Source organism: Pantoea sp. LS15, from assembly GCF_012241585.1.
In the GTDB taxonomy this organism is placed as follows: Bacteria; Pseudomonadota; Gammaproteobacteria; order Enterobacterales; family Enterobacteriaceae; genus Enterobacter.
Genome location: NZ_JAAVXA010000001.1, coordinates 218,903 through 242,545, shown reverse-complemented (window position 1 = coordinate 242,545; position 23,643 = coordinate 218,903). Strand labels below are relative to the sequence as shown.

Annotated in this window: 23 protein-coding genes; 10 read left to right on the top strand and 13 right to left on the bottom strand. The window is 51.5% G+C overall.

The features are described 5' to 3' along the window. The 5 genes from sapF (at position 1) to pdeR (ending at position 7,201) form a co-directional block, all read left to right on the top strand. Entirely contained in the window at positions 1 to 807 is an 807-nt protein-coding gene (sapF, locus tag HED65_RS01140) for a putrescine export ABC transporter ATP-binding protein SapF (RefSeq protein WP_114977055.1), read from the top strand. Positions 808 to 931: 124 nt separating this feature from the next. Continuing rightward, a complete protein-coding gene (gene fabI, locus HED65_RS01135; RefSeq protein ID WP_003856831.1) occupies positions 932 to 1,720 on the top strand; it encodes an enoyl-ACP reductase FabI in 789 nt (262 codons plus the stop codon). A 154-nt stretch (positions 1,721 to 1,874) separates the two neighbouring features. Continuing rightward, the gene (locus HED65_RS01130; RefSeq protein WP_114977054.1) at positions 1,875 to 2,861 is read left to right on the top strand and encodes a CMD domain-containing protein; all 987 of its coding nucleotides are present in this window, start codon (positions 1,875 to 1,877) and stop codon (positions 2,859 to 2,861) included. Between the two features lie 88 nt (positions 2,862 to 2,949). Continuing rightward, positions 2,950 to 4,884, top strand: coding sequence for an exoribonuclease II (locus HED65_RS01125; RefSeq protein ID WP_114977053.1), 1,935 nt, complete (start codon positions 2,950 to 2,952; stop codon positions 4,882 to 4,884). 325 nt (positions 4,885 to 5,209) lie between these two features. Next, entirely contained in the window at positions 5,210 to 7,201 is a 1,992-nt protein-coding gene (gene pdeR / locus HED65_RS01120) for a cyclic di-GMP phosphodiesterase (protein ID WP_114977052.1), read from the top strand. Here pdeR and HED65_RS01115 read toward each other — a convergent pair. Then, entirely contained in the window at positions 7,198 to 8,067 is an 870-nt protein-coding gene (locus HED65_RS01115) for a crotonase/enoyl-CoA hydratase family protein (RefSeq protein WP_114977051.1), read from the bottom strand. The genes pdeR and HED65_RS01115 overlap by 4 nt on opposite strands. A gap of 193 nt (positions 8,068 to 8,260) precedes the next feature. Here HED65_RS01115 and HED65_RS01110 point away from each other — a divergent pair, with 193 nt between their 5' ends. From HED65_RS01110 to osmB, 3 genes are all read left to right on the top strand, one after another. Then, the gene (locus HED65_RS01110; protein ID WP_114977050.1) at positions 8,261 to 8,443 is read left to right on the top strand and encodes a YciZ family protein; all 183 of its coding nucleotides are present in this window, start codon (positions 8,261 to 8,263) and stop codon (positions 8,441 to 8,443) included. A 43-nt stretch (positions 8,444 to 8,486) separates the two neighbouring features. Continuing rightward, complete coding sequence (gene yciT / locus HED65_RS01105) at positions 8,487 to 9,239, top strand: DNA-binding transcriptional regulator YciT (protein WP_114977049.1); 753 nt, start codon at positions 8,487 to 8,489, stop codon at positions 9,237 to 9,239. 263 nt (positions 9,240 to 9,502) lie between these two features. Next, positions 9,503 to 9,721 carry an osmotically-inducible lipoprotein OsmB gene (gene osmB, locus HED65_RS01100; RefSeq protein WP_114977048.1) on the top strand — a complete coding sequence of 73 codons (219 nt, stop codon included), beginning with the start codon at positions 9,503 to 9,505 and terminating at the stop codon, positions 9,719 to 9,721. A 106-nt stretch (positions 9,722 to 9,827) separates the two neighbouring features. Here the strand turns inward: osmB and yciH are convergent, their stop codons facing one another. From yciH to pgpB, 5 genes are all read right to left on the bottom strand, one after another. Further along, positions 9,828 to 10,154, bottom strand: coding sequence for a stress response translation initiation inhibitor YciH (gene yciH / locus HED65_RS01095; RefSeq protein WP_008501215.1), 327 nt, complete (start codon positions 10,152 to 10,154; stop codon positions 9,828 to 9,830). Next, positions 10,154 to 10,891 carry an orotidine-5'-phosphate decarboxylase gene (gene pyrF, locus HED65_RS01090; RefSeq protein ID WP_114977454.1) on the bottom strand — a complete coding sequence of 246 codons (738 nt, stop codon included), beginning with the start codon at positions 10,889 to 10,891 and terminating at the stop codon, positions 10,154 to 10,156. The genes yciH and pyrF overlap by 1 nt, the downstream gene beginning before the upstream one ends. Positions 10,892 to 11,076: 185 nt before the next feature. Further along, positions 11,077 to 12,246 carry a lipopolysaccharide assembly protein LapB gene (gene lapB, locus HED65_RS01085; RefSeq protein ID WP_114977047.1) on the bottom strand — a complete coding sequence of 390 codons (1,170 nt, stop codon included), beginning with the start codon at positions 12,244 to 12,246 and terminating at the stop codon, positions 11,077 to 11,079. A gap of 6 nt (positions 12,247 to 12,252) precedes the next feature. Further along, positions 12,253 to 12,561 carry a LapA family protein gene (locus HED65_RS01080; protein ID WP_023312067.1) on the bottom strand — a complete coding sequence of 103 codons (309 nt, stop codon included), beginning with the start codon at positions 12,559 to 12,561 and terminating at the stop codon, positions 12,253 to 12,255. 148 nt (positions 12,562 to 12,709) lie between these two features. After that, complete coding sequence (gene pgpB / locus HED65_RS01075) at positions 12,710 to 13,477, bottom strand: phosphatidylglycerophosphatase B (protein WP_114977045.1); 768 nt, start codon at positions 13,475 to 13,477, stop codon at positions 12,710 to 12,712. Between the two features lie 197 nt (positions 13,478 to 13,674). Between pgpB and ribA the strand changes: the two genes are divergently transcribed. Next, on the top strand, positions 13,675 to 14,265 hold the full coding sequence (gene ribA / locus HED65_RS01070) for a GTP cyclohydrolase II (RefSeq protein WP_028013401.1): 591 nt from the start codon (positions 13,675 to 13,677) through the stop codon (positions 14,263 to 14,265). Positions 14,266 to 14,302: 37 nt separating this feature from the next. On the opposite strand, the gene acnA is transcribed toward ribA, so the two are convergent. From acnA to topA, 6 genes are all read right to left on the bottom strand, one after another. Further along, positions 14,303 to 16,978 carry an aconitate hydratase AcnA gene (gene acnA / locus HED65_RS01065; protein ID WP_114977044.1) on the bottom strand — a complete coding sequence of 892 codons (2,676 nt, stop codon included), beginning with the start codon at positions 16,976 to 16,978 and terminating at the stop codon, positions 14,303 to 14,305. Between the two features lie 160 nt (positions 16,979 to 17,138). Continuing rightward, a complete protein-coding gene (ymiC, locus tag HED65_RS22585) occupies positions 17,139 to 17,237 on the bottom strand; it encodes a small membrane protein YmiC (protein WP_223256802.1) in 99 nt (32 codons plus the stop codon). 137 nt (positions 17,238 to 17,374) lie between these two features. Continuing rightward, positions 17,375 to 17,545: a YciX family protein gene (locus HED65_RS01060; protein WP_165383583.1), complete on the bottom strand. Its 171-nt coding sequence runs from the start codon at positions 17,543 to 17,545 to the stop codon at positions 17,375 to 17,377. 2 nt (positions 17,546 to 17,547) lie between these two features. Then, on the bottom strand, positions 17,548 to 17,688 hold the full coding sequence (locus tag HED65_RS01055; protein ID WP_223256796.1) for a YmiA family putative membrane protein: 141 nt from the start codon (positions 17,686 to 17,688) through the stop codon (positions 17,548 to 17,550). 338 nt (positions 17,689 to 18,026) lie between these two features. Beyond that, positions 18,027 to 19,001 (bottom strand): HTH-type transcriptional regulator CysB, encoded by a 975-nt coding sequence (gene cysB / locus HED65_RS01050; protein WP_006175683.1) that lies wholly within the window; start codon positions 18,999 to 19,001, stop codon positions 18,027 to 18,029. 187 nt (positions 19,002 to 19,188) lie between these two features. Beyond that, complete coding sequence (topA, locus tag HED65_RS01045; protein ID WP_114977042.1) at positions 19,189 to 21,786, bottom strand: type I DNA topoisomerase; 2,598 nt, start codon at positions 21,784 to 21,786, stop codon at positions 19,189 to 19,191. Between the two features lie 399 nt (positions 21,787 to 22,185). Here topA and HED65_RS01040 point away from each other — a divergent pair, with 399 nt between their 5' ends. Further along, positions 22,186 to 22,437 (top strand): YciN family protein, encoded by a 252-nt coding sequence (locus HED65_RS01040; protein WP_023312072.1) that lies wholly within the window; start codon positions 22,186 to 22,188, stop codon positions 22,435 to 22,437. 34 nt (positions 22,438 to 22,471) lie between these two features. Here HED65_RS01040 and sohB read toward each other — a convergent pair whose 3' ends face one another. Then, positions 22,472 to 23,518, bottom strand: a complete 1,047-nt coding sequence (sohB, locus tag HED65_RS01035) for a protease SohB (RefSeq protein ID WP_114977041.1) — start codon at positions 23,516 to 23,518, stop codon at positions 22,472 to 22,474. Between the last annotated feature and the right edge of the window lie 125 nt (positions 23,519 to 23,643).

Sequence of the window (23,643 nt, the reverse complement as noted above, 5' to 3'; positions counted from 1 at the left end):
ATGGTCGACACTTTGCTGGAAGTTCGTAACCTGAGTAAGACCTTTCGCTATCGGACGGGGCTGTTTCATCGTCAGACTGTCGAAGCGGTTAAACCGCTAAGTTTCACACTGCGTGAAAAACAGACTCTGGCGATCATCGGTGAAAACGGATCCGGAAAATCCACGCTGGCGAAGATGCTCGCCGGCATGGTTGAACCCACCTCAGGGGAAGTGTTAATTGACGACCACCCCCTGGAATTCGGTGATTATTCTTTCCGTAGCCAGCGCATCCGCATGATTTTCCAGGATCCGTCGACCTCGCTCAATCCACGCCAGCGCATTTCGCAAATTCTGGATTTTCCGCTGCGTCTGAATACTGATCTGGAGCCAGAGGCGCGCCGTAAACGTATCTTTGAAACCCTGCGTATGGTTGGGTTGTTACCCGATCACGAAAGCTATTACCCGCATATGTTAGCCCCGGGTCAGAAACAGCGTCTGGGCCTGGCGCGCGCGTTGATTTTGCGCCCGAAAGTGATCATCGCCGACGAAGCTCTTGCCTCGCTGGATATGTCGATGCGTTCGCAGTTAATTAACCTGATGCTGGAATTGCAGGAAAAACAGGGTATCTCTTATATCTACGTCACCCAACATCTGGGAATGATGAAACACATCAGCGACCAGGTCATGGTCATGCACCAGGGCGAAGTTGTCGAGCGCGGCAGCACGGCGGATGTGATGGCCTCTCCGCTTCATGAGCTGACAAAACGGCTGATTGCCGGTCATTTCGGTGAAGCGTTGACGGCTGATGCGTGGAGAAAAGACCGCTAACCGCGCGTTGAAAGAGTGGTCGGATTAACTAAGCACGCGACACGTGATATTATCGCCGCGTTTTAACGACGATTGTCCCGTTATGATGGCAATCGCCACAACAATGAATATAAGGATTAAAGCTATGGGTTTTCTTTCCGGTAAGCGCATTCTGGTGACTGGCGTTGCCAGCAAACTGTCCATCGCATACGGCATCGCTCAGGCAATGCATCGCGAAGGCGCTGAGCTGGCGTTCACCTACCAGAACGACAAGCTGAAAGGCCGTGTTGAAGAGTTTGCCGCGCAGCTGGGTTCCAGCATTGTTCTGGAATGTGACGTTGCACAAGACGAAAGCATCGACGGCATGTTTGCTGAACTGGCAAAAGCATGGCCGAAATTCGACGGTTTCGTTCACTCCATTGGCTTCGCTCCTGGCGACCAGCTGGACGGCGACTACGTGAACGCGGTTACCCGTGATGGCTTCAAAATCGCTCACGACATCAGCTCCTACAGCTTCGTTGCGATGGCAAAATCCTGCCGCGCGATGCTGAACCCAGGCGCAGCTCTGCTGACCCTGTCCTACCTGGGCGCTGAACGTGCTATCCCTAACTACAACGTTATGGGTCTGGCGAAAGCGTCTCTGGAAGCTAACGTACGCTATATGGCGAACGCAATGGGTCCTGAAGGCGTGCGCGTTAACGCCATCTCTGCAGGTCCTATCCGCACCCTGGCAGCTTCCGGTATTAAAGATTTCCGTAAAATGCTGGCACACTGCGAAGCGGTTACCCCGATTCGTCGTACTGTTACCATTGAAGATGTGGGTAACTCTGCAGCATTCCTGTGCTCTGACCTTTCCGCTGGTATCTCCGGCGAAGTGGTTCACGTTGACGGCGGCTTCAACATCGCTGCAATGAACGAGCTGGAAATTAAATAAGCTGTGACTCTCTTCCCGCACGGGAAGAGAGTTTTTCCCTCCGCACCACCCCTTCGTTATTCCGTTCTGCTATTTGTTATCACCTAACAATATTTTTCCCTTTATCTGCCTTACGCCAGGATATTGATCGCCATTTTGAGATCAAGGAACGCACATGGAACAACGCCGTTTTTCCGGCAAAGGCCACTGGTACCACGAGACCCAGTCGAACCACGCGCAGACAGATGTTCTGCCTTTGGTGCCCGAAGCCGCTAACGTCGACGATCGTTTTTTGCTCGATTTAGCCCTGCCTGATGAGATTGTCGCTGCCTGTACTGGCTGGCTTACTCCTGCCAGAACCTTATGCCACCTGCTGTTTCCGCTCTCAATACCCGTGAATCGCCTGCAAACGCTCAGCGCCTACGATCGGCTCAGTACCGCGCTAACGGTCGCACAGGCCTGTGGCGTCCAGCGGCTCTGTAACCATTACGCTGCCCTCCTCGCCCCGCTTCCCGGCCCGGACTCCTCGCGTGAAAGCAACCGACGACTGGCGCAAATCACCCAGTATGCCCGCCAGCTCGCCAGCTCTCCTGATGTCATTGATGATAAAGCCCAGAACCAGCTTGATGAAGTGGGCTTGTCAACGTTTGACATTGTGGTGATTAACCAGATTATCGGCTTTATTGGTTTTCAGGCTCGCGTAGTCGCGGTATTTCAGGCGCTAATGGGACACCCTGTTCGCTGGTTGCCGGGCCATCATATTCAGCCACACACCCTGCCCACAAGTCACGATGCGTGGGTACCGCTTTTACCCGTCGTCGAACTGCGCTATGCAAGCGCGCATCAGCTTGAGTCTCTCTCCCGCTGGCAGGCAGAACCCGCACTTGAAGCGCTGACGCCCGTCCTTTGCCATGAACCGACGCTACTCGACCTGACGGGAGAAATCCTGATCAGCATTCGCGAGGAGATTTCTCTGACATCTCCCGCTCTTTCTGCCGCAACAGAACTGCTGACACGCTCTCCTGACCGCTTCAGCGCCGCACAGTTTACCCCGCTCACAGATGCAGGGCTCCCTGCCGTACGCGCGATCAAACTGCTTGGCCAAAGTGCATTTGATGGCTGGCTCAATCGCCTGAACGTCGCATTTGGTAAAGAGGAATAACCATACTAATTACCCAAAGAGCGCTTGCTGATACAGTGAGAATCGCGTAAAACTGTCAGCCGCTCAATGGCTACGAAAATAGAACATTATGTTTCAGGACAACCCGCTGCTAGCGCAGCTTAAACAGCAACTGCATTCCCAGACGCCGCGTGCAGAAGGGGTCGTAAAAGCCACAGAAAAGGGTTTTGGCTTCCTTGAAGTTGACGCGCAGAAAAGCTATTTCATTCCGCCACCGCAGATGAAGAAAGTGATGCATGGCGATCGCGTCATGGCCGTCATTCATACCGAGAAGGATCGTGAGTCCGCCGAGCCGGAAGAACTGATCGAACCATTCCTGACCCGTTTTGTGGGCAAGGTACAGAGAAAAGAGGATCGTCTTTCTATTGTGCCGGATCATCCCCTGCTGAAAGATGCTATTCCCTGCCGCGCCGCCCGTGGCGTTGAGCATGATTTTAAAGAAGGTGACTGGGCAGTAGCAGAAATGCGCCGTCATCCTCTGAAAGGCGATCGCGGTTTTTATGCAGAATTGACCCAGTTCATCACCTTTGGCGACGACCATTTTGTACCGTGGTGGGTGACGCTTGCACGCCATAATCTTGAAAAAGAAGCGCCTAATGGCGTTGCAACTGAGATGCAGGATGAAGGTCTGGTTCGTCGCGATCTCACTGCCCTGGAATTTGTCACCATTGACAGCGCCAGTACAGAAGATATGGATGATGCCCTCTACGCTGAAGAGAGTGCCGATGGCAAACTGCATTTGACTGTCGCCATTGCGGACCCAACCGCGTGGATTGCTGAAGGCAGTAAGCTGGACGATACGGCGAAAACCCGAGCATTCACCAACTACCTGCCGGGCTTTAACATCCCGATGCTGCCGCGCGAACTGTCAGACGATCTCTGCTCACTGCGTCCAAACGAAGTGCGTCCGGTACTTGCCTGCCGCATGACTATCGCAGCAGATGGCACGATTGAAGATGATATTGAGTTCTTCGCCGCTACCATTGAATCAAAAGCCAAGCTGGCTTATGACAATGTTTCTGACTGGCTGGAGAACACCGGCAGCTGGAAACCGGAATCAGACGCTATTGCCGCTCAGATTCGTCTGCTGCACCGTATCTGTCTGAACCGTGGAGAATGGCGTAAAACCCATGCGCTGGTGTTCAAAGATCGTCCGGATTATCGCTTTGTTCTGGGTGAGAAAGGCGAAGTGCTGGATATCGTGGCCGAGCCACGACGTATTGCCAACCGCATTGTTGAAGAAGCGATGATTTCTGCCAACATTTGTGCCGCTCGCGTGCTGCGTGACAAGCTGGGCTTTGGCATTTACAACGTCCACACTGGATTTGATCCGGCCAATACCGAAGCGCTGGCAGCTCTGCTGAAAAATCACGATGTGCATGTTGATCCGGAAGAAGTGCTGACGCTGCCGGGTTTCTGCAAGCTTCGTCGCGAACTGGACGCACAGCCTTCTGGTTTCCTGGATAGCCGTATTCGTCGCTTCCAGTCCTTTGCGGAAATCAGCACAGAGCCAGGCCCGCACTTTGGTCTGGGCCTGGAAGCCTACGCAACCTGGACCTCTCCAATCCGTAAGTATGGCGATATGGTTAACCACCGCCTGCTGAAAGCGATTATCAAGGGCGAAACGATTGCACGACCTCAGGACGACACCACCCTGCAAATGGCCGATCGTCGCCGTCTGAACCGGATGGCAGAACGTGACGTTGGGGACTGGCTGTACGCGCGTTTCCTGCAGGACAAAACCGGTACAGATACCCGCTTTGCTGCGGAGATCATTGATATCAGCCGTGGCGGTATGCGCGTCCGTCTGGTGGATAACGGTGCTGTCGCCTTTATTCCTGCCCCATTCCTGCACGCTGTTCGTGACGAAATGGTTTGTAGTCAGGAAAATGGGACTGTGCAAATTAAAGGTGAAACAGTTTACAAAGTCACAGATGTGATTGACGTAAACATCGCTGAAGTTCGCATGGAAACCCGCAGTATTATCGCGCGCCCTGTCGCCTGATAAACTGTTAAAATGTCGGTCCTTTCTTTACAGGAGAGGCCGACATTTTTACTTTTTATCTTCCACCACAAAATCATCATTTTTTCTTACTATTTTCAGTCTCCCTCCGCCCAAACTCGCCATAATTATCTACAGTAAAAGAGTGTTGTTATATTCGGTTACGTGAATTTTTATACGCTACGTATCCTTTTTAGCGTGACTCGTTTTATTATAAGAATTCAGGGAAAAAACAATAAGTTCACTTCGGTTTTGCCGCTGTTTCACAACGGAAAAGTCGACAGCAAATGAATAATTTGTGCGCTAATGAGCAGCTGCGGGAGAATACATGATGGACGATCTGGAGCAGAATTTGCTGTTTCGTTACATGGGTACTCACAGCCCATGGTGGCGATTATCAGCTGACAGCAATGCTCTGCACCTTGCCGCCAGTGAAAATGCCGATGTGACTCAGGTGGTGTCGCTGGACGACGAACAGGCCGATCTCATCCGTCAGTTAACTGTCATAACCTCCAGCATTTCAATGACGCTCTCTTTGTACGGGGAAAATGTCCCTGTCCATCTTGTCGGGCGCAAAATAACCCGCAATGAGTGGGCCGGCACCGCCTCCTCCTGGAATGATACGCCCTCCGTAGCCCGCGATCTGGCACAGGGTCTCTCTTTTGCGGAACAGGTGGTCTCAGAAGCCAACTCCGTCATCGTTATTCTCGATCATAACGGTAATATCCAGCGTTTTAACCGATTGAGTGAAGAGTACACCGGCCTGAAAGAACAGGAAGTCATTGGCCAGAACGTGTTTAAGCTCTTTATGAGCCGCAGCGAAGCAGCGGCTTCAAAGCGCAACATTACCGGTTTCTTTCGTAACGGCAGTTCATATGAAGTCGAACGCTGGATCAAAACGCGCAAAGGACAAAGATTGTTTCTGTTCAGAAACAAATTTGTTCACAGCGGCAGCGGTAAAAATGAAATTTTTCTTATCTGTTCCGGTACCGATATTACAGAGGAACGTCGTGCTCAGGAGCGGCTGCGCGTGCTGGCCAATACTGATACCATCACCGGGTTGCCAAACCGCAATGCGATCCACGAACTGATTTCAGACGCCATCGACAATCGCGGTGAAATGCAGGTGGGTGTGGTCTATCTCGATCTCGATAACTTCAAAAAGGTCAACGATGCCTACGGGCATATGTTTGGCGATCAGCTGCTACAGGCTGTCGCACTCGCTATTTTGAGTTGTCTTGATGAAGGCCAGGTTCTGGCGCGGCTCGGCGGTGATGAGTTTATTGTCATGGCCACAAATACCTCGCAGGGTTCTCTGGAAGCGATGGCGTCGCGCATTTTAACCCGTCTGCGTCAGCCGTTCAGAATCGGTCTGATTGAGGTTTACACCGGCTGTTCACTCGGTATCGCGCTCGCGCCACAGCATGGGAATGACCGGGAAAGTGTTATTCGTAATGCCGATACTGCCATGTACACCGCCAAAGAGAACGGTCGGGGTAAGTTTTGTGTCTTCTCACCTGAGATGAACCAGCGCGTATTTGAATATCTCTGGCTGGACACCAACCTGCGTAAAGCACTGGATAACGATCAGTTGCTGATCCACTACCAGCCCAAAATAACCTGGCGTGGGGAAGTCCGTAGTCTTGAAGCACTGGTCCGCTGGCAGTCACCAGAACGTGGTTTGATCCCTCCTCTGGAATTTATCTCTTATGCCGAAGAGTCGGGTTTGATTGTGCCCCTGGGCCGCTGGGTGATGCTGGATGTGGTTCGCCAGATCGCGAAATGGCGCGACAAGGGGATTAATCTGCGCGTGGCCGTGAACGTCTCTGCGCGCCAGCTGGCCGATCAGACTATTTTCAGTGATTTAAAACAGGCGCTAAAAGATCTGCACTTTGAATACTGCCCTGTGGACGTTGAGTTAACCGAAAGCTGTCTTATCGAGAACGAAGAGCTGGCGCTCTCTGTTATTCAGCAGTTCAGCAAGTTAGGGGCGCAAATTCATCTGGATGATTTTGGCACAGGCTACTCTTCGCTCTCCCAACTGGCCCGGTTCCCGATCGATGCCATTAAACTCGATCAATCTTTTGTCAGGGATATTCATAAGCAATCCATCTCCCAGTCCCTGGTACGTGCCATCGTCGCGGTGGCGCAGGCGTTAAACCTGCAGGTGATCGCCGAAGGCGTGGAGAGTGCAAAAGAAGACGCCTTTCTGACTAAGAATGGCGTCAACGAACGGCAGGGTTTTCTTTTTGCTAAGCCGATGCCCGCTGCCGTATTCGAGCGATGGCTAAAACGATATCAATCGCGAAAACTGCGTTAACTGGCTTTGCGTAAACCCGCCGCATGATGGCGGTTTTGCAACATAACCAGACGCTCCATATAGGCGATATCTTTCGGCTCGAGGCAGAACGCGGCATCAACCCAGTCTTCCGTAATGTCCATCAGCTCACTGCGGGGCAACTGCAGAACGCGTGTACGGGCACGTAACATTGCCCTTACTCCGTTCAGTTTTGGCCGCAGTGTGTCGATAAATGTCCTGACAGAGACATAGCTTTGTCCGGGTTCAAACAGCACATCCACCAGCCCATGCTGTTCGTACCATTCTGCCGTATGCGACTCCCCTTTGTAGATGAGTTCCTCCGCCAGTTTCATACCTGAACGCCGGGCGACCAGTGAATATCCTCCCATGCCCGGGAACAGGTTGAAGGCAATCTCGGGGAAACCTAAACGGGCATCGCGCTGAGCCAGTACGAAATGGTGCGCCAAAGCGGCCTCAAACCCGCCACCTAACGCACTGCCTTCGACCATTGCCAGAGTGATAGCCCCTGTATCAAACCCGCGTGATGCCGCATGAACGCAATCAACGCAGGCACGTGCATATGCCCGTAACGCTTCCCGACGACCGTTTTGAATGCACTCGACGAAGAACTGCAAATCACCTCCTGTATTGTACATTTCAGGAACCAGCGATCCGGTTACCCAAAAATCGACCTCAAAACCGGACTGACGAACCAACCATGAGAGGTTCATGATCTCCTCAATTAATGCATGGTTGAAACAAGGACGTGGCTGAGCCTGCAGCATCATCCAGACGGTATGGCGCTCCGCCTCGTAGTACCCTGATAACTGGGTGAAACGTTTAGTATCGGTAAAGAGTGTGCATGTAGGCTGATTGATAACTGTCATAGTCTAATTCCTCTTATAAAAAAGCGCCTTGCGCGCAGTTTTAGACTAATCCACTCATTAAGCCCACTGCATGAGAGGGAATAAATTTATCACTGTTGTTTATGTAATTTAGTTATTGCATTTTTTCCCTTCTCTTTTGATCCTATTTTCTGCATCATTGAAAATATTAACTTTTCACTCCTGGGGTGAGATTATGTCTACTATTGATGCACAAGCCGTAGCACAACGTATTGATACCGTGCTGGATATCCTGGTGGCGGGCGATTATCACTCTGCGATCCGTAATCTTGAGATCCTGAAGTCTGAACTTCTTGCTCAGAATGGCGCCGACATTGCGCCAGAAAACCGACAGCCAAAGGCGCCGTGGGAAGTTTAACCCCAGCGTTCCCGACCTCGTTTCGCTTTATTAAATGGATGCTATGAATTCCCGACAACAAATTATTTTGCAGATGGTCATCGATCAGGGACGCGTAAGTGTGGTCGATCTCGCTAAAACCACGGGTGTTTCTGAAGTCACAATCCGCCAGGATCTTAATCTGCTGGAGAAACAGAGTTACCTGCGTCGTGCGCATGGATATGCTGTCCCGCTGGATAGCGAAGACGTTGAAACGCGAATGATGAATAACTACGCGCTTAAACGTGAACTGGCGGAATTTGCCGCGTCTTTAGTGAATAATGGTGAGACCGTTTTTATTGAAAACGGCAGCAGCAACGCCCTCCTGGCGCGTACGCTTGCCGATCAGAAAGACGTTACCATCATTACTGTCAGTAGCTATATCGCGCATTTACTCAAAGAAACACGCTGTGAAGTGATTCTGCTGGGGGGAATTTACCAGAAAAAAAGTGAAAGCATGGTAGGCCCACTGACACGTCAGTATGTCCAGCAGGTCCATTTCAGCAAGGCTTTTATCGGGATCGACGGCTGGCAACCGGAGACAGGCTTCACCGGCCGGGATATGATGCGTTCTGATGTGGTGAATGCGGTACTCGAAAAAGAGTGTGAAGCCATTGTGCTCACTGATAGCTCAAAATTTGGCGCTGTTCACCCTTATACAATGGGGCCAGTCTCCCGCTTTAGCCGGGTCATTACTGATGAACGTTTGAGCGAAACGCACCGTAATAAACTGGAAGATGACGGACTTATCGTCAATATTATTAAAACACCCGCCTGAGCACATTGTGCGCCCGACTTTCGGGCGCATACGCAGCCCATTCTCTGAGATGATTCCTAACCTCCCTTTAAGATTTTTTACCTGTTTAAGCTGCCCTAAAGTCGTAAAATTAATGTTAGCGATATAACAGGAAGTGACTATCACCTGCGTGATTACGTAACACCTGCGCGACCAGCTTTCACGGAGAACAGAATTAAGTATGCGATTCGCCTAAACTTAATGTGTACCTATTTCCGTGAATTGATAATTCAGGAGAAAGTATTATGACCTTAACCAGCAAAAAATTAGCCGCCGCTGTTCTGGCAATCACTGTAGCAATGTCCCTGAGCGCTTGCTCTAACTGGTCTAAACGTGACCGCAACACCGCGATCGGTGCCGGTGCGGGTGCTCTCGGTGGTGCAATTTTAACAGATGGTAGTACGCTGGGTACATTAGGTGGTGCTGCTGTCGGCGGTATTATCGGTCATCAGGTTGGCAAATAATCATTCTATAAGCCTCCTGCGTCTTGCGATATTTTGAACGCATTTTCAGGTCTGACTTACGCACGTATATAACACGAGCCACGGCAATTGCCGTGGCTCATTTATATTAGCCGCCTGCCAGTTTGACTTTCATGCCTTTGGCTTCGAGCAGAGATTTAATTAAATCGCGCTTATCGCCCTGGATTTCGATAATGCCGTCTTTTACGGCACCGCCGCAGCCACATTTCTTTTTCAGCTCAGCCGCCAGCTTTGTCAGCTCCGCATCATCCAGATCAATTCCGGAGATAAGGCAGACCCCCTTTCCTTTTCGTCCACTGGTTTGACGCTGGATCCGAACGATACCGTCCCCCTTCGGACGTTCCACTTTCGTTTTCGGTTCGTCTATACGCCCGCTTTCGGTAGAGTAAACAAGACGGCTGTTGGAATCGGTCATTACGCCCCCTTTTTCAGCGACGCGTTGATAGCCTTAAGGGTCTCTGCCGGGTTCGCTGACTGCGTCACCGGACGTCCGATGACCATATAATCAACACCTGCAGCCAGCGCCTGTTCAGGCGTCATAATACGGCGCTGATCGCCCACCTCACTGCCTGCGGGACGGATCCCCGGGGTAACAAGTTTAAAATCCTGCCCCAGAACTGATTTGAAACGCACCGCTTCCTGAGCCGAACAGACAACACCATCAAGACCACAATTTTGTGTCAGACGTGCGAGGCGCTCAGCATGTTCCGCAGGTGACAACGTCACACCCAGGTCGCGTAAATCACTCTCGTCCATACTGGTCAGCACGGTGACTGCAATCAGTAATGGTGCATCACTACCGAACGGCAGAAGCGCTTCGCGCGCGGCCGTCATCATTCTTGCCCCACCCGACGCATGAACGTTAACCATCCATACCCCCAGATCCGCAGCGGCAGCAACAGCGTGTGCCGTGGTATTTGGAATATCATGGAATTTAAGGTCGAGGAAAACGTCAAAGCCGCGCTGTTGCAGATCGCGTACGATTTGCGGCCCAAACAGCGTGAACATCTCTTTGCCAACTTTCAGACGGCAGTCGCGAGGATCGATGCCGTCGACAAAGGCCAGTGCAGCGTCGCGCTTATTGTAATCAAGCGCAACGACAACAGGAGAATCCGTAATTACGCGGGAAGTGGAGGAAGTAACAGACGTCATGACCAGCCCTTTTCGTCTATGGGCGCGCAGCGGCGCGGAACAGATAAACGGCGAGCATTCTACCTGCCACCGCCGCAAATTGACAGAATCCATTTGCTTTCCTGCCAGGCTGGCAAACCGCACGGAGTTCAGGAAGTGGTAAAAACCATCAGTATGTTGTAACTAAAATGCGGTGTTTTAAAAAATTACTGCCCGTCGAGGCCGCGAATTGGCTTGATGGTGGACCATGCACGGCATGAAGGACAGTGCCAGTAGAGCGTATACGCGGTAAACCCGCACTTCTGGCAACGATAGCGCGGCTTGCTGCGCACCTGCTCGCCTACCATGTCGCGAAGCACCATCAGGCTCTCTTTAGCACGCCCCTCTTCAGCATCATTCAGGTGGTAATCCATCAGCTTATGGAAGACCCGCATGGTCGGATGACGTTGCAACTGACGTGTAATATATACCTGCGCGGTGTCGCTCCCCTCATACTGCTCAACCACGTCTGAAAGCATCAGTTCTGCAGTCGCACCGGTATTCTCTTCCACACAACGACGCAGGAATGCCACCCACTCTTCCTGCTTACCCAATTGTTGATAGCAGGTTTGCAGCATCTCCAGCGTTTCACTGACCAGTTCTTTGTCCTGGTCGATAACACGCAGCAAGCTTTCAACGGCTTTGGCGTAATCGCCATTCGCCATAAAGACGCGGCCCATCATGATCGAGATACGGGCGCTATTACGATCGGCGGCGGCGCCTTTCTTCAACAACGTCATGGCTTTGTCCATGTCGTCGCTGCCCATCTGCTGAAGGGCTAATTCGCAGTAAAAATGAGCTATCTCTACGCGCTGTTTATCTTTACCCAGTTTAACCAGACGTTCCGCGGTATCGATAGCTTTTTGCCAGTCGCTGGTGGCCTGATAAATCTGCAGCAACTGCTGCAGTGCGCCGATGCGGAAATCAGTTTCATCCACCAGCTGCGTGAACATATCTTCAGCGCGATCGTACAACCCTGCGGCCATGTAATCCCGCCCCAACTGTTGTACCGCAAGGAGTCGTTGATCGTAGGTCAGGGAGGCGCTTTCCATCAGGGTCTGGTGGATACGAATCGCGCGGTCAACCTCGCCGCGTGAGCGGAACAGGTTCCCCAGGGTGAGATGCGCTTCAACGGTTCCCGTATCCTCTTTCAGCATATCGAGGAACAGGTCTACCGCTTTGTCCTGCTGATTACTCAGCAAGAAGTTAACCCCCGCAACGTAGTCACGGGAGAGTCGGTTGGCCTCATCCTGCTTTGTTTGTTGCGCACTTCTGCGGCCCATATACCAGCCATAGGCTGCGGCTACAGGCAAAAGCAGAAACAACAACTCCAGCATAGTCGATTATTCCTTCACGACCGGTACACCAGAGCTTTCCGGAATGTCGGACGCAGGCGCAATGTTATTTTCGAGGCGTTTAATTTTACGTTCAGCGCGCGCAAGAGAAACACGGACTTTCAACCAAAAAAGACCACAAACCAGCCAGCCGATGGCAAAACCCGCAGCAAACAGGACCGCCAGCAGGCTCGATACCCGATACTCGCCCTGCGCCAGCAGATAGTTAAACGTCACCTGTTGGTCGTTTTGTGCACCCAATGTGACTGAAATGACAAAAATCGCCAATACCAGTAAGAAAATGAGTAAATATTTCACATTACTTCCCGTTATGTGGTTCAAGCGAATAAAGTGTGTTCAATTCACCGCAATCAGTCTTATAAATTACCATTTTAGTGACGAGCGCGAAACGGAAAAAGTAACGCGCCAGCTATGGATTTATGGGCGAAAGACGGATTATCAACTGTCAGCCGTCACTTTGTTCCCGTTCGGCAATTTCTTCTTTCTCTTCTGGCGGTGGCGTTAAAGGACCGCAGAGTCGTTCCGCAAGCCAGGTCGCCAGCGTGACCAGCAGCCATGAGATCAGCGTAGCGACCGCCAGGTCCTGTGGCCAGTGCATCCCCAGCAATAAGCGGCTTCCCATCACCCCTGTCGCCCAGACCAGTAAAATCACGATAGTCACTGTTCGACGTCTCGGCCAGAGTAACCCAATACCCAGTAAGGCCCAACTGGCCGCAAACATGGTGTGGCCGGAAGGAAACGCGAACCCGGTCTCTTTTTGCCAGTGTTTACGCAAAAACTTCGGAATATCCTGCTGTTCAGCAAGCTGCTCTTTCACCAGTGCGCCACGATCTTTACGTTTTAAATTGTAGAATTCATCCACAGGAATATGGTGAGCTTTTTCCAGCCAGACGACAAAAGGCCGTGGCTCCTGAACGTGATCTTTAACCCAGGATTTCACGCCCTGACCAATAACAATGGCAGCACCGAGGATCACAAAAAGCATTAGCGCCGCCCGCAGTCGGAAACGCAGACACCACAGAAACCACGCGCAGAGAAGGATGTGGGTAATAATTCCCCATGGCTGGGTGACGGTTTCCGTTATCCAGTATAACGTTTTCAGGCATGTCGCATTCTGCCCGGGCTGCCACATCCAGCCCGAAACCCATACGGCTATAGGCATAATCAGTAAAATGGCCGCACCTGCTGCCGTACGTCTGGCGATTGAAAGCATGTCTTCTCCTTTTTTGCTAAGCGTCACAATCATAACTGAAATTTATTCGATACGTGGATATGTCGGATCGTGCGTTTAACGTTCATATAGCATGGTGCCCATTAGGTGAACATGCTGAGCTTGTGGCAAAATGAACTGATACAGAAAGCAAAACAGGCGAAAGGCACGACACGTGTCAGCCTACTCTGGAGAATCACATGCAGCTTAAACGTGTGGCAGAAGCCAAACTGCCAACCCCATGGGGCGATTTCCTGATGGTGGGATTTGAAGAACTGGCAACCGGACAGGATCATGTCGCGCTGGTGTATGGCGACATTTCAGGGCAGACGCCGGTTCTGTCCCGCGTACATTCGGAGTGTCTGACGGGTGATGCGTTGTTCAGCCTGCGCTGTGATTGCGGTTTCCAGCTGGAAGCAGCGCTGACTCACATCGCAGAGGAAGGCCGTGGGGTTCTGCTCTATCATCGCCAGGAAGGCCGTAACATTGGTCTGCTGAATAAAATCCGCGCCTACGCGCTGCAGGACCAGGGCTACGATACAGTTGAAGCGAACCATCAGCTCGGCTTTGCCGCCGATGAACGTGACTTCACCCTGTGTGCCGATATGTTCAAGCTTTTGGGTGTAGATGAAGTTCGTCTGTTGACCAATAACCCGAAAAAAGTGGAAATACTGACCGAGGCGGGGATCAATATCGTTGAGCGTGTACCGCTGATTGTGGGCCGTAATCCTAAAAATGCCCACTATCTTGATACCAAAGCCGCGAAAATGGGCCACCTGCTCAAAGAGTAATATCAAAAAGCCCGGCACATGTGCCGGGCTGGTTTCGTCAATCCAGCATCTTACGAATCACGTAATGTAAAATACCGTCGTTCTGGTAATAGGTCAGCTCTGTTGCCGTATCAATACGACACCGGCACTCCAGTACCTCGGTTTTTCCGTCTGCCCGCGTTAATTTCACTGGCACCGTTTTACCAGGCTGTAAATTTTGCAGACCACTAATATCAATCTGCTCCTCTCCGCTCAAGCCCAGCGTTTTACGCGTGACTCCCTGCGGAAACTCAAGTGGCAGGATCCCCATCCCAATAAGATTCGAGCGGTGAATTCGTTCAAACGATTCGGCAATGACTACACGAACACCAAGCAGGCGCGGGCCTTTCGCTGCCCAGTCACGACTTGAGCCAGAACCGTACTCTTTCCCGGCGATCACCGCCAACGGCGTACCTTCCTGTTGATATTTGACAGCCGCATCATAAATCGAAACGACTTCCGTACCTGGCAGATGGCGCGTCATGCCCCCTTCCACGCCCGGTACCATCTCGTTACGAATGCGAATGTTGGCAAATGTGCCGCGCATCATGACCTCATGGTTACCGCGACGCGATCCATAGGAGTTAAAATCACGCCGTTCAACACCCCGGCTTTGCAAATAACGGCCTGCCGGGCTGTCGGCTTTGATACTCCCAGCCGGAGAGATATGGTCCGTGGTGACAGAATCGCCCAGCATCGCCAGAATGCGCGCGCCGTGGATATCTTTAAGCGGCGCAGGTTCAGCCTGCATTTCATCGAAGAACGGCGACAGGCGAATATAGGTCGAATCATCCTGCCAGTCATAGGTATCCGACCCCGCGACGTTGATGGCTTTCCATTCCGGCGTACCTTCAAAGACTTCCGCATACTCTTTGCGGAACATCTCGGTTGACACTTTTTCAACAGCCAGCGCGATCTCACGCGAAGACGGCCAGATATCTTTCAGGTAGACCGGGTCATTCTTGCGATCGTGACCAATAGGGTCGGTCACCAGGTTGATATTCATGTTTCCGGCCAGGGCATATGCCACCACCAGCGGAGGTGAAGCAAGCCAGTTGGTTTTCACCAGCGGATGAATGCGCCCTTCAAAATTTCGGTTGCCGGAAAGGACTGCACCTACCGTCAGATCACCCTGTTTGATCGCCGTTTCAATAGGTTCAGGGAGTGGGCCAGAGTTACCGATGCAAGTGGTGCAACCGTAACCCACCAGGTTAAAGCCCAGTTCGTCAAGATACGGTGTCAGTTTGGCCTGCGCCAGATAATCGGACACGACTTTGGATCCCGGTGCCAATGAAGCCTTGACCCACGGCTGAGTTTTTAGCCCTAGCTCTACCGCTTTTTTAGCCAGCAGACCCGCAGCCATCAATACGCTGGGGTTCGAGGTATTGGTACAGGAGGTAATGGCTGCAATAACCACCGCGCCATCCGGGAGCTGATACTGATGCCCGTTCAGGACGTAGTCGATTGGGCGATGATCTTTTTGCGCCACATTCACTTCCAGTTCATTACTGGCGGCAAAGGCCTTCGGCACATCATTCAGTGCTACCCGATCCTGAGGGCGTTTCGGACCTGCAAGGCTCGCCTCAACACTGCCCATATCGAGCTCAAGCGTGCTGGTGAAGACCGGTTCATCACCCGGGTTTCGCCACATGCCTTGTGCTTTAGTGTACGCCTCTACAAGCGCCACCTGCTCTTCACTGCGCCCGCTCAGACGCATATATTCCAGCGTCACATCATCAATGGGGAAAAAGCCGCAGGTTGCGCCATATTCCGGGGACATATTGGCAATGGTGGCACGGTCGGCCAGCGGCAGCGAATCCAGCCCATCACCGTAGAATTCAACAAATTTACCTACCACACCATGCTTACGCAGCATCTGAGTGACTGTGAGCACCAGATCGGTGGCAGTGATACCTTCTGACAGCTTGCCGGTCAGCTTGAAGCCCACCACATCCGGGATAAGCATGGATACTGGCTGGCCAAGCATGGCGGCTTCGGCTTCGATACCACCAACACCCCATCCCAGCACGCCGAGGCCGTTAATCATAGTGGTATGTGAATCCGTTCCCACCAGAGTGTCCGGATATGCCACCCACTCTTTATCCTGCAGCTCACTCCAGACGGCTTTACCCAGATATTCAAGGTTAACCTGATGACAAATTCCGGTGCCTGGCGGAACGACACTAAACCGGCTGAATGCCTGTTGTCCCCACTTCAGGAAAACGTAGCGCTCGTGGTTACGCTCCATCTCCAGACGCACGTTCTCGCCAAAGGCGTCGTTATCACCAAAGTGGTCCACGGTGACGGAGTGGTCAATGACGAGGTCCACAGGGGAAAGCGGATTCACTTTTGCTGTATCCCCACCCAGGCGTTTTACGGCCTCACGCATAGCGGCTAAATCAACCACAGCGGGGACACCGGTAAAGTCCTGCATCAGGACCCTTGCCGGGCGATAAGCTATTTCTCTGTCGGCGTGGGCATGTTTCAACCACCCTGCCAGCGCCTGGATATCGTCGAGGGTGACAGAATCACCATCCTGCCAGCGTAAGAGATTTTCCAGCAAAACTTTTAAGGACTTGGGTAAACGCGAAATGTCCCCAAGCGTCCTGGCAGCCAGCGGCAGGCTGTAGTAATGCCAGGTTTTATTTTCTGCCTGTAATGTGTCCTTACTGGCTTCGCGTAGGGTTAACGACATAAGCTCCTCCTTAATTACAGAGATGTCCTGACAATCATCAGGGCTGTAATTAAAGATAACACAAAGATGTCGTAACGTTTTGATAACAACCCGAATTGATAAATTCAGGCGTGCTCAGAGGGTGTAAACAAAAAACCCCGCCGTAGCGAGGTTTTACAATTTAGTGGAAGGCCAACCAGATAAGCTGACTCCAGAACAGAATCGACACGGTAAAAACGCCGATCCATGACCAGTATTTATGAGACGTCATGTTATTCATCATAGGGACACCAGGCATTATTTATAAAAGTTTCCGAGGTCGCCCTCAGCTCTATATTGCTGATGTGTATTTATTAAAGAGTACAAAAATGCAGAGTCACTATTCAGACTATTTGCATCATTACGCAATCAACTAAATTATTGTTTTTTGGGTTCGTCTTCCGCGAACACATCAATAAAGGCTTGCTGCTGCGGTGTCAGTTTCCAGGATGCAGGTACAGCATTCACAGGTGCTTTACGTACCTTGTGACCATTGTCACGATGCTGACGCATCTGTTTAACCGTCTCTGTTCGTACCGTCAGTGCCATAGTTAACCCCAATATTTCCAGGCCAGGAAAGCAACCACCGCCCAAAAGGAGGCGGAGACGAGAAAGACCGCCAGCCAGGCTTTACGCTTGAGCGCAGGATCCCTTTGCGGTTCTTCACTTCCAGAAGGCATTGCTAACCTCATACAATCGACATCGCTTATCATTTAGGACCAAACAATTGGTACAATTAATCATCTGTTGAGATAAATCCTAAAGAAACTTTAGCCGAAAAGCCAGTGAATTTATGCATCGGAAGGTATGAAATATTCAATCTTTTGACCAGAAATAAATAACTGAAAAGAAATATTTGCGAAGCGTCAAATTAGTTTCTACTTTTGTCGCCAATTCACGACATTATAACCATGCGGATTAAATGGGTAATGACATTATATGGCAGGGGAAGCGTAGATGATGATAATTCTAATTTAGCTTTGAGCCGGTATTTCGGTATCTTTCCCTCAGGGAAAGATACCGGGAGTGATTATTTTGCCGGAAGTTTGATGTCTTTAAACATCTCTTCAATATCTTCATTCGAGCGTAATGCAACGGCGGTATCAACCACGTCACGTGTTAAATGCGGAGCAAAGCGCTGAATAAAATCATACATATAGCTGCGCAGGAAGGTGCTGCGTCGGAACCCAATTTTCGTTGTGCTATGGCTGAAAATATCGTGCGCATCTAGGCGCACCAGATCGGGGTCTGAAACCGGATCAACCGCCATACTGGCAATAACACCCACCCCAAGGCCAAGCCGCACATAGGTCTTAATAACGTCAGCATCAGTGGCGGTAAAGACAATACGCGGCGTTAATCCTGCACGATTAAAGGCGGTATCAAGTTCAGACCGTCCGGTGAAGCCGAATGTATACGTCACTAAAGGATATTGCGCCAGCTCTTCTATAGTCACCGACCCTTTACCCGCCAGTGGGTGATCGGGTGTCACCACAATCGAACGGTTCCAGTGGTAGCAAGGGAGCATAACCAGATCGTCATACAGGTGAAGCGCTTCCGTTGCGATGGCAAAATCCGCGTTGCCTTTCGACACCGCTTCAGCAATTTGCGTCGGTGAGCCCTGATGCATATGCAAAGAGACACGTGGATAACGCTCAATAAAGCCCTTAATAACACCAGGCAAGGCGTAACGCGCCTGGGTATGCGTCGTAGCAATATACAGCGAGCCTTTATCCGGCCAGGTATGCTCCCCCGCCACAGACTTAATCGCGTCGACTTTAGAGAGGACTTCCCGCGCAATGCGGATGATTTCCTGTCCAGCTGGCGTTACCTGCGTGAGATGTTTGCCACTGCGAGCGAAAATCTGGATACCTAATTCGTCCTCCAGCATACGCACTTGTTTGCTGATACCCGGTTGCGAGGTGTAGAGCCCCTCAGCGGTAGATGAGACGTTAAGGTTGTGATTCACCACCTCAACGATATAACGAAGCTGCTGTAATTTCATGCCAGACCATCCGATTTAGCGCATGCGGTCAATCGCTTAAGACGATTTAATAATAAAAAACAGATTAACTATAACCACTATATCATTTATAGCCTGACTGTATAGTACGGAACAAAAAATAATAACAAGGTAATAAAAAAGGGCCGGATATCCGGCCCTTTTACAGGTAAGTTACGGTTAGGGAAGATTATTTCTTGCCTTCAACCCATTTGCCATCGACAAAGAAGGCTGACCATCCGGTCGCTTTACCCTCTTTCTCTGCCGCAACATACTGCTGCTTTGTTTTACGGCTAAAACGCACCACGGTCTTGTTACCTTCCGGATCCTGCTGTGGCGCATCGGCCAGATAACGCAGTTTCTCAGGCAGACGATCGCGGAAGCGATGCAGCTCTTCTACCAACGGTGCGCGCGTTTCACGCGATTTCGGGAAGGTGTTGGCGGCAAGGAACACACCTGCGGCGCCGTCACGCAGCACGAAGTACGCGTCTGATTTCTCACACGGTAACTCTGGCAGCGGAACCGGATCTTCCTTCGGCGGCGCCACCTCACCGTTGCGCAGAATTTTGCGCGTGTTTTTACACTCGTCGTTGGTACAGGCCATGTACTTACCGAAACGTCCCATTTTCAGGTGCATTTCAGAACCACACTTCTCGCACTCCACAATCGGGCCGTCATAGCCTTTGATGCGGAATTCACCCTCTTCGATCTCATACCCGTCACACGTTGGGTTATTACCGCACACGTGCAGCTTGCGTTTTGGATCGATCAGGTAGCTGTCCATCGCCGTTCCGCATTTTTTACAACGACGTTTGGCGCGCAGGGCATTGGTTTCTGCGTCATCACCTTCCAGCACGTTAAGAACTTCGTTCTCAGGTACCAGGTTAATGGTGGTTTTGCAGCGCTCTTTTGGCGACAGCGCATAACCGGAGCATCCCAGGAATACGCCCGTGGTTGCAGTACGGATCCCCATCTTACGGCCACAGGTTGGGCAGTCGATGCTGGTCAGTACCATCTGGTTAGGCAGCATGCCGCCCTCTTCAGGATCTTTCTCCGCTTTTTCAAGCTGACCGGTAAAATCACTGAAGAAACTGTCGAGTACTTTTTTCCACTCTGCCTGATGGCTGGCCACCTGGTCGAGGCTGTCTTCCATTTGCGCGGTGAAATCGTAGTTCATCAATTCGCGGAAGTTGGCTTCCAGACGGTCGGTGACGATCTCACCCATTTTCTCTGCATAGAAACGACGGTTTTCAACGCGTACGTAGCCGCGATCCTGAATGGTCGAGATGATTGACGCGTAGGTCGACGGACGGCCAATACCGCGTTTTTCCAGCTCTTTCACCAGGGAGGCTTCACTGAAGCGCGCAGGCGGCTTGGTGAAGTGCTGAGCCGGGATCAGTTCGACCAGAGACAGCTCGTCACCTTTGTTAACCGCCGGCAGCGTGCGGTCTTCATCACCTTTACGCAACGCTGGCATGACTTTCGTCCAGCCATCGAAGCGCAGGATACGGCCACGCGCCTTCAGTCGGAAATCACCTGCGCCTACGGTCAGCGTGGTTGAGTCGTACTGCGCTGGTGTCATCTGACACGCCACGAACTGGCGCCAGATCAGTTGATAAAGCTTCTGTGCATCGGCTTCCATGTCTTTCAGCGACTCAGCTAACACAGAGACGTCTGAAGGACGAATCGCTTCGTGCGCTTCCTGAGAATTCTCTTTACTGGCGAACTGATTGGCACTTTCCGGCAGATATTTCTTACCGAAATTGTCACTGATATACCCGCGCACCATGTTGACCGCGTCCTGGCTCAGGTTGGTTGAGTCGGTACGCATATAGGTGATGTAACCCGCTTCATACAAACGCTGGGCCATCATCATGGTTTTCTTCACGCCATAGCCCAGGCGGGTACTTGCGGCCTGTTGCAGTGTAGAGGTGATAAACGGCGCCCCAGGCTTACTGCTGGTTGGTTTATCTTCACGTTCCAGCACCTGATAGCGGGCTTTTTCCAGCAGCGCCACGGCGGCCATGGTCTGGTCACGGTTTTCAGGGCGGAACGGTTTGTCGTTTTGATGGCTCACCTGCAGCGGCAGAGCATCACCACCTGGCGTCGTCACATTGGCGTCAACTTCCCAGAACTCTTCCGGTACGAAGGCTTTAATTTCGCGTTCACGCTCAACGACAAGACGTACAGCGACAGATTGCACACGACCTGCGGACAGACCACGGGCAATCTTCTTCCACAGCAGTGGAGAAACCATGTAGCCCACAACACGGTCCATAAAACGGCGTGCCTGCTGTGCGTTTACACGGTCGATATTCAGCTCGCCCGGCTTCTCAAACGCCTGACGAATCGCATTCTTCGTAATTTCGTTAAACACTACACGGCTGTAGCGTTTGTCATCACCACCGATCACTTCCCGCAGGTGCCACGCAATGGCTTCCCCTTCGCGGTCAAGGTCGGTTGCGAGATAGATGTGGTCTGCTTTTTCAGCAAGCTGCTTCAGCTCGTTAACGACTTTTTCTTTCCCGGGCAACACTTCATATTGTGCATCCCAGTTATGCCATGGGTTAACACCCATGCGGTTGACAAGCGCGCTACGTTCATCCTTTTTAGGCTTTTTGGCCCCTTTGGTGGAGGTAGAGTCTGCGCTCTTTTTGCTGGCTGAGCCACTGGTCGGCAAATCGCGGATATGACCCACGCTGGACTTAACCACGTAGTCATTACCCAGATACTTATTGATCGTTTTGGCTTTTGCCGGGGACTCAACGATGACGAGAGCTTTACCCATATTCACCTTTACCTAATTTAATTCTTCCAGGAATACGCCGCACGTTGATTTCCCTTCCGCTGACGGCGAGCCAATGATATTGCGGCCACCTCAGGAGATATCAACCCCTTTGTCTTACCGGACGTCAAAGAAAATACGTCCAGGTGATTGAGTTATCGGGTATTTTTCTCACATTTCGTATAATTCGTGACGAATTCCCGGTCGAATGTCAAGCAATTCTGTTGCCAGAATGACGAAAGCGCACACTCTACCTGATAAAATTCGTTACGCAACTTTATTAGCATGCAAAAGCAAATCCCGCCAGCCAGGCCCCTGCACCTTACCCCCTCACATTACAGGGAAAATTTGCCCCCAAAGCGCCCTCGGCGTAGACTATTGTCACTGTTTAAGGAGTGGATTATGCAGAATACGACCCAACCTATTGACCGAGCCTCTCTGCTTATCGAAGCAAACAAGCTTATCCGTGACCATGAAGATACGCTGGCGGGCATTGAAGCCACTGGTGTGGAGCAGCGCAATGGCGTGCTGATTTTCAGTGGCGAATACTTCCTTGACGAACAGGGGTTACCGACCCCGAAAAGCACCGCCGTGTTTAACATGTTTAAATACCTGGCGCATACGCTTTCAGAGAAATATCACCTGGTCGATTAATGCAAAACGCGAGGCATATGCCTCGCGTTTTTGTTTACAGCAGCGGTTTTTGTCCGCGTTGTAACCAACGCAGCAACAGACGGTCCGCACTTTCTGCCGCACTGTTGGTGAAGCGGTCAAGCAGTCGCTTACGCTGGGTAAAGCGCACACCAACCAGCTCACGGCCGTCCATCAGATTCAACAGCAGGTCGTCACTGGTACCCACTTCATCCACCAGCCCTTTCTCCTGTGCCTGGATACCGTACCAGTGCTCGCCCGTCGCGACCTGTTCAATATCGAGCGTAGGCCGCATACGGTGCACAAAGTCTTTAAAGAGGTGATGCGTTTCATTGAGATCTTCACGGAATTTCTGTCTCCCTTCTTCCGTGTTTTCACCCAGCAGCGTCAGGGTTCGTTTGTACTGACCCGCCGTGTGAAGTTCGATATCAATCTCTTTATTCTTCAGGAAACGGTTAAAGTTAGGGATCTGCGCGACCACACCGATTGAGCCGATGATAGAGAACGGCGCGGCAACAATTTTGTCCGCTACACACGCCATCATATAACCACCGCTCGCCGCCACTTTGTCCACAGCAACGGTTAATGGGATCTGCTTTTCACGCAGACGCTGCAGCTGTGAGGCAGCCAACCCGTAACCGTGAACGACACCTCCGGGGCTTTCAAGACGCACAACAACCTGATCCTGCGTTGTCGCCACAGCCAGAACGGCAGTCACTTCCTCCCGCAGAGAGGAAACTTCATGCGCATCCATACTACCTTTAAAATCGAGTACATAGACACGTGGCGTGACCTTCTCCCGCGGCGCATTGAGCTTCGATTTTGCTTTTGCCGCTTTGGCTTCCTGCTTATGCTTTTTCTTCTGCGCTTTGTGCCACAGTTTTTGTTGATGACTATCAAGCAGTGCCAGGGACATATCTTCCTGCATCTCTTTATACTGCTCGCTCAGACGGGTGATGCGTAACTCCCCACGCTGACGCTTGCGCTGCGTCAGGTTGACAATCAGAACGGCAACCACTGCGATGGCAATGACAACCGTCGCGATTTTGGCCAAAAACAACCCATATTGAGAAAGTAATTCCACGCGTTCCACCTTGATTTAACCACGAATCTTTCACGGCAGTGTACAACAGCCCTGCCCATGCGTCTCGCTCGTGACATTACCTCTGCGAGCCGTCTTCAGGAATCCCCGGCTTGTGGTTTAAATAT